Annotated in this window: 6 protein-coding genes and 1 pseudogene; 1 reads left to right on the top strand and 6 read right to left on the bottom strand. The window is 62.5% G+C overall.

The features are described from left to right. The 4 genes and pseudogenes from AC1DVA_RS26270 to AC1DVA_RS26255 all read right to left on the bottom strand — a co-directional run. A partial coding sequence (locus AC1DVA_RS26270; RefSeq protein WP_476807835.1) for an alpha/beta fold hydrolase occupies positions 1 to 745 on the bottom strand: 745 nt, incomplete at its 3' end. Positions 746 to 828: 83 nt separating this feature from the next. Then, the gene (locus AC1DVA_RS26265) at positions 829 to 1,353 is read right to left on the bottom strand and encodes a hypothetical protein (protein WP_476807834.1); all 525 of its coding nucleotides are present in this window, start codon (positions 1,351 to 1,353) and stop codon (positions 829 to 831) included. Positions 1,354 to 1,873: 520 nt separating this feature from the next. Further along, positions 1,874 to 2,107: pseudogene (locus tag AC1DVA_RS26260) on the bottom strand (AI-2E family transporter); the annotation flags it as partial. A 124-nt stretch (positions 2,108 to 2,231) separates the two neighbouring features. Continuing rightward, the gene (locus AC1DVA_RS26255; RefSeq protein ID WP_265055340.1) at positions 2,232 to 3,293 is read right to left on the bottom strand and encodes an acetylserotonin O-methyltransferase; all 1,062 of its coding nucleotides are present in this window, start codon (positions 3,291 to 3,293) and stop codon (positions 2,232 to 2,234) included. Between the two features lie 349 nt (positions 3,294 to 3,642). On the opposite strand from AC1DVA_RS26255, the gene AC1DVA_RS26250 reads away from it, so the two are divergent. After that, complete coding sequence (locus tag AC1DVA_RS26250; protein WP_476807833.1) at positions 3,643 to 3,822, top strand: hypothetical protein; 180 nt, start codon at positions 3,643 to 3,645, stop codon at positions 3,820 to 3,822. Positions 3,823 to 3,911: 89 nt separating this feature from the next. On the opposite strand, the gene AC1DVA_RS26245 is transcribed toward AC1DVA_RS26250, so the two are convergent. Together AC1DVA_RS26245 and AC1DVA_RS26240 are read right to left on the bottom strand one after the other, a co-directional pair. Then, positions 3,912 to 4,565 (bottom strand): LysE family translocator, encoded by a 654-nt coding sequence (locus AC1DVA_RS26245; RefSeq protein WP_476807832.1) that lies wholly within the window; start codon positions 4,563 to 4,565, stop codon positions 3,912 to 3,914. An 87-nt stretch (positions 4,566 to 4,652) separates the two neighbouring features. Beyond that, positions 4,653 to 4,916 (bottom strand): DMT family transporter, encoded by a 264-nt coding sequence (locus AC1DVA_RS26240; protein ID WP_476807831.1) that lies wholly within the window; start codon positions 4,914 to 4,916, stop codon positions 4,653 to 4,655. Between the last annotated feature and the right edge of the window lie 228 nt (positions 4,917 to 5,144).

Here is a 5,144-nt window from a genome sequence, read left to right as displayed (position 1 = left end):
CCTCTGCGGGGTGCGAAATCATCAAGGCGTGCGACGCGCCGTTGATGGCGACGGTCCTCACCATCCGCGCGCGCTGCGCCATGAAATCCATAGCAGCCGGCGGAATGTTCCGATCACCGGTCCCGTAGATCATGTATGACGGCAGCGACTTCCACGAAGGCACGCCCGACGGCTCGGCCAGGGCTGCTTCGGCAACGGGGCGTTGCGTGGCAGCCATCAACGCAGCCTGTCCCTTCGGAACGTCGGCTGCAAACTGCATCCGGAATTTCTCCGGTTTGATATAGAGATCGCGCCCGCCATCCAGCGTCGCGACCGCCTGGATCGCACTTCCCAAAGTGCTTCCCGGAAACTTGCCCGAAAGTGACAGGCTGGATTCCCCCGTCTCTGGCGCGAACGCGGCCACATAAACGAGCGCCTTCACATTCGCCTGCCCATTCGCAGCTTCTGTGATCACCGGCCCGCCATAGGAATGGCCGACGAGAACGACCGGGCCAGAAATGGATCGTATGAGCGTCGCGACTTCGGCCGCGTCCCCCTTCACGCTGCGTAGTGGATTGGCAGCCGCGATCGTTTCGTAGCCTGCCTTGTTGAGCCGGGCGATCACCGCATTCCAGCTCGCGGATTCGGCGAAGGCACCGTGCACCAGAATGACGATCGGCTTGGTGCGAGGTGCTGCTTGCGCTGGTCGCATGGGCGTGGTGAGCAGTGCGGCGGCTGCCGCCAGAGCGAAGACACTCGGTTTCATATGCGTTCTCCGGGTTTGTCGGTAGGGTCAGAGCAGCCAGCGCAAGCTCGCGCCTGGAGTGGCTTGGCCGACGAATTCGCCGATCAATCCAGACGTCGGCGTCGAAGACAGGAGGAGGCGCAGGCAGGCGGCTGGGCAGTGGCGGCCAGGGAGAGGCTTCGACTTATCGGCAAGGAATTCCGCATTGCCCAGAGCGTCAGCGCCAGTCCGAGAAGCGCCGGCAGCGTCACCGCCGGAAAGTCCCGCGGAATGACAGCAGGCGASCAGATTCCGACGGCAACCTCCCAAAAATGGAAGAGCGCGTGCGTGCAAAGCCAGGACGTCGCGGCTGCCCATAGTCCAACGCGACGCTCCGGCGCGAACAGCCCGAGACCGAACGCCACGCCGAGGAACATCTGGATCATCCCGATGTCGCGAATGAAGTGCTGGTTGAAGAAGCCGGTATCAGTCACGCCCGGGACCATCTCGTACCAAGCCAGCGGCGCGATAAGCATGAAAAGGCCGTTCGCGGTCAGGAAGATGCCGTTGAGCGCCACCATGATGACGACCGTTGCGGCAGCGGCGCGGCCTCGAGGGAGCATCAGCTCGCAAGTCAAGAGCGCTTTCATCAATCACCTCTCGCCGAAAGTGCGCTCATCATCGAGCACTCGCGTGATCTCGGAGCGGGATGACAGCACAGGAGTGAGGGGAATTGTTCTCGTTGAGCGCTTGGATCTCTACTGGCCCCTCCGACGTCTGCTCTCGATAGATCGCCAGACGGACCTGTACCTTGGCATAGACAAGAAAGAGCAACTGCATGCGCAGAGCTCGATCGGATCTCGGAGGATCGATTTCAAGCCGCCTGCTGCTTCAGGATCGTAGGGGAGAGGCGGCCGGAGCTGCGAGCTCGCGACGCTGCACGTCGGCATGCGAACGTTCGGCTCTGGGAGCTATGCCAAGTTCCGCTTTGGCGCACTTCTACGCTGTATAATGACGGGCGGTTTTGGCCCCGGGCTGAGCTTTGGAAGGTCCGCTTTCCGTAATTCCATTCGGCGAAGCTGCCCCCCAATGCGGCCGCCGGGAAAGGCCAATTGCGTGTAGTGGCAACAGCTACCTCGGCCAAACCATCCACCGGCTCATGGGGAGAGGTTACGCTTCAAGTGCTGAATAACACTCACACCGGACCTCTCGGTGCGGGCGGACCCCTATACCTGCCAGCGACTGCCGCCTGGCGAACCGCAGGATCACACCTAGCGATGCAGCGAGAGGTATCGCCAACAGAACGCCCACGAACCCGAACAACCATCCAAAGGCGAACAGCGCAAACATCATCCAGACCGGGTGGAGGTTGACGCGGCGGCCGATGAGGCGCAGCGAGAAGATATACTCGAAAAAGCATTTCTCCGAGCCGTAATGATAGGCTGTTTCACCAAGCGCACGATCTTCCGGATCAGCTGGACGGAAGCACTGGCAATCAAAGGCGCTCACTAATCAAGCGCATTCCCGATTACGCCGCCTGCATCGCTTCGACGACGCTCACATCGGAACTGGTGGGGATCACCCGCGTCAGGCGGAAGCCGGCCTTGGCGAGGAGCTGGCGATATTCCTCCTCCGTTCGCTCCTGGCCGCCGGGCAGCACCAGCATCACCATATCGAGCACCTTGCCGGGATGGGGCGCGTCGCCGTCGGGCAGTACCATCTCCACCAGCAGCAGCCGCCCGTCGGGCTGCATTGCCTTGCGGACATGGCCGAGGATGGTGAGGCACTGCTCCTCGCTCCAGTCGTGGATGACGTGGGACAGCACATAAGCGTCGCCGCCAGCGGGAACCTTCTCGAAGAAGTCGCCTGCCTCGATCGCCACGCGCTCCCGCACGCGCCATTCCGCCAGCAGGGCCGGCGCGTCGGCCACCACATGGGGCCGGTCGAACAGGATGCCGCGCGGCCCCTGGTACCGCGCCAGGATCGCCGCCAGCAGGTTACCGCTGGCGCCTCCTACGTCGACGACGGTGCCGAAGGCCGCAAAATCATAAGCCTCTGCGACAGCGGGCGGCTCGCGGCCATGGAAGCCGATCATCGTCTCGCTAAACATCGAGGCCTCGTCCGGATGCCGGCCGAGATAGTCGAAGACCGGCGCGCCCTGCGCCTTCTCGAATGCGGTCTTGCCGGTCTGCAGCGAATAGACGATTTCGTCGAAAGCCCCCGCGAACCAGGGGCTGCCGATGGTGAGGATGGTGGCCCGCGCCGAACCGGGCGCGCCCGTCTTCAGCGCCTGCCCCAGCTCCGTCAGGGCAAAGCGCTGGCCGTCCAGCTCGGCGAACACGCCTAGGCTGGCGAGGCAGCGCAGAAAGCGATGCAGAGAGGGCGAATGGAGCCCGAGCGGGCCGGCCAGGTCCTCGGCACTGCGAGGGCCGGTGGCCAAGTGGTCGGCCAGGTCCAGCCTCGCCGCTGCGTAGACCAGCCGCGAAACCCAAGCGGCCGTCGCCATCTGGATCAGGGTGACATGTGGGGGAAGCTCCTGCGGTACCGCCGGCGGCGCAAGGCTCGAAGCGGCGTGAGGCGTGTCGTCCATGGTACTCTCCCGAGAGGCCAACGACGGACTGCTACCGCAACCCTAGATATCACGGCCGGCCTAGCCTGGCACGACATTGATGAGGTTCAATCAGGTCTTCGGGGAGGTAGTCGAGTTCGCGTTCTGCGGGGGCTCCAGCGCGACGGGAACTACGGGCGCGCACCTTCGGCGGCCTCCAGGACGAAGTTGTGATCGCGGCATCTGGCCTGCGGATGTCCGCTTGCGGGTGGTCAGTCAAGGTCGGCTTCTGGCGCAAGCTGGTAGTTGACCCTGGTGCAAAACGGTCAAATTCGGGGCATTGCTGCTATTGATCGGTTCTCAAGTTCTCTGCACGCTGAAAGAGTGAATTGTGACTGAGCGATTTGAACGGCACCGCCAACCCTGGACCTCCGAAGAGCTTCAGAAGCTGAAATTGCTCGCCGGAAAGGGCATGGCGCTGAAGGCGATTGCGAAAGCAATGACCCGTAGCGAAGAGTCCGTAAAGGATCGCGCAAAGCTCGACGGCATCGGTATCGCCAAGCTCCGTTAGGCCATGGGCTCTAGAGTCGACATCTCGCGTCAGAACCACGGGCGTCCGCTCTCGGGACAAGCGGCGACGTCAGCTTATGGCGCGTTTCTTCACCCGACCGTTACCGGCCGCGGACCGTCTCGGCCGAAAATCAGAGTCATTGCGATCGAGAGCATCACAAACCCGAGTACGCCCTCCTGCACGCGCTGAAACCACCCGTTTTTAGCTAGCCAGCCTCTGATCTTCGACGCCCCCCCAGCAAGCGCCAAGCTAACGATGAAGCCGAGCGTTTTCGAGATCGAGGCGAGGATCAGAAGCTGGAGCCAGATCGGGCCGGTCACGGGATCAGCGAACTGGGGTAGAAAGGCCGTGATGAAGAGGAAGACCTTGGGGTTGAGYAGGTTGGTGAAGAAGCCCTGCCAAAAGATGGCCTTCGGGGAGGATGCCCTCTGCAGCGCTGTGGGATTCGGCGGTCGATAGCAACGCCAAAGCGCGCGGCCGCCGAGGTACCCAAGATAAATCGCTCCCGCGAACTTGACTGCGGCGAAGAGCAGAGGGGACTGCTGGAAAACGGCGGCCAAGCCCAGCACGACAATCGGTATCTGGACCAGTCCCGAAGCCCAACTACCCGCAACACTCAGCGCTGCGACTCGAAACCCTTGCGTCACGCCGCGCGTCAGAGTCAGCGCCATGTCCGGCCCCGGCGTCATGATGAGCGCCAGGGACGCGAAAACGAACAGGATCAACACTGAGGTTTCGGGCATCAAGGACATCCGGAGCAGGTGCGATGTGAAACTCGCCCTCGGCGAGCGAGAAGGTGAACTTGGCCGGCGTTGCGGCAATGATGCCTATCAACCGGAGAGCTCCAGTCCGGCAATTCCGACCGCCGTGACGCCCACGAAAACCAGCCGCAATGTTGTTGCTGGCTCTCCGAGAAAAAGAATGCCCACGACCAGCGATCCTAGGGCACCTATGCCGGTCCATACGGCATATGCTGTGCCAAGCGGAAGAACCACCAGCGCTTTCGCCAACATGCCGATGAATAGCGCCAGCAGGACGAGCGAGATCGCGCTCCACGCGATATCCGTGAAGCCGTTCGACCGCTTGGTTGCCACGGCCTAGGCAACGTCAGTGATCCCTGAAAGCACCAGTAGGGTCCCTCCGAGAGCCGGCGTCATGGTGCGTTCCTCAGAAACGTCTCGGCCAGACAAGCCAGGCGTTCGGCGGCGACTTTTCGTGCGTCCGAAACGCGTTCCGGCGGCGCGGCACTTGGCGCGACCGAGATGATCTCCGCACCATCGAGACCAATAAACCTGAGGGCGGCTTTCAATAGCTGCTGGAGA

The organism is Allobosea sp. P4_C6, assembly GCF_056402015.1.
The sequence above is the reverse complement of the archived record's forward strand: the minus strand, read 5'-3'. Positions and strand labels throughout refer to the sequence as shown.

Bases quoted from the DNA above. Each gene is read 5' to 3' on its own strand.
- AC1DVA_RS26255 (WP_265055340.1), bottom strand. From the start codon at position 3,293: ATGGACGACACGCCTCACGCCGCTTCGAGCCTTGCGCCGCCGGCGGTA.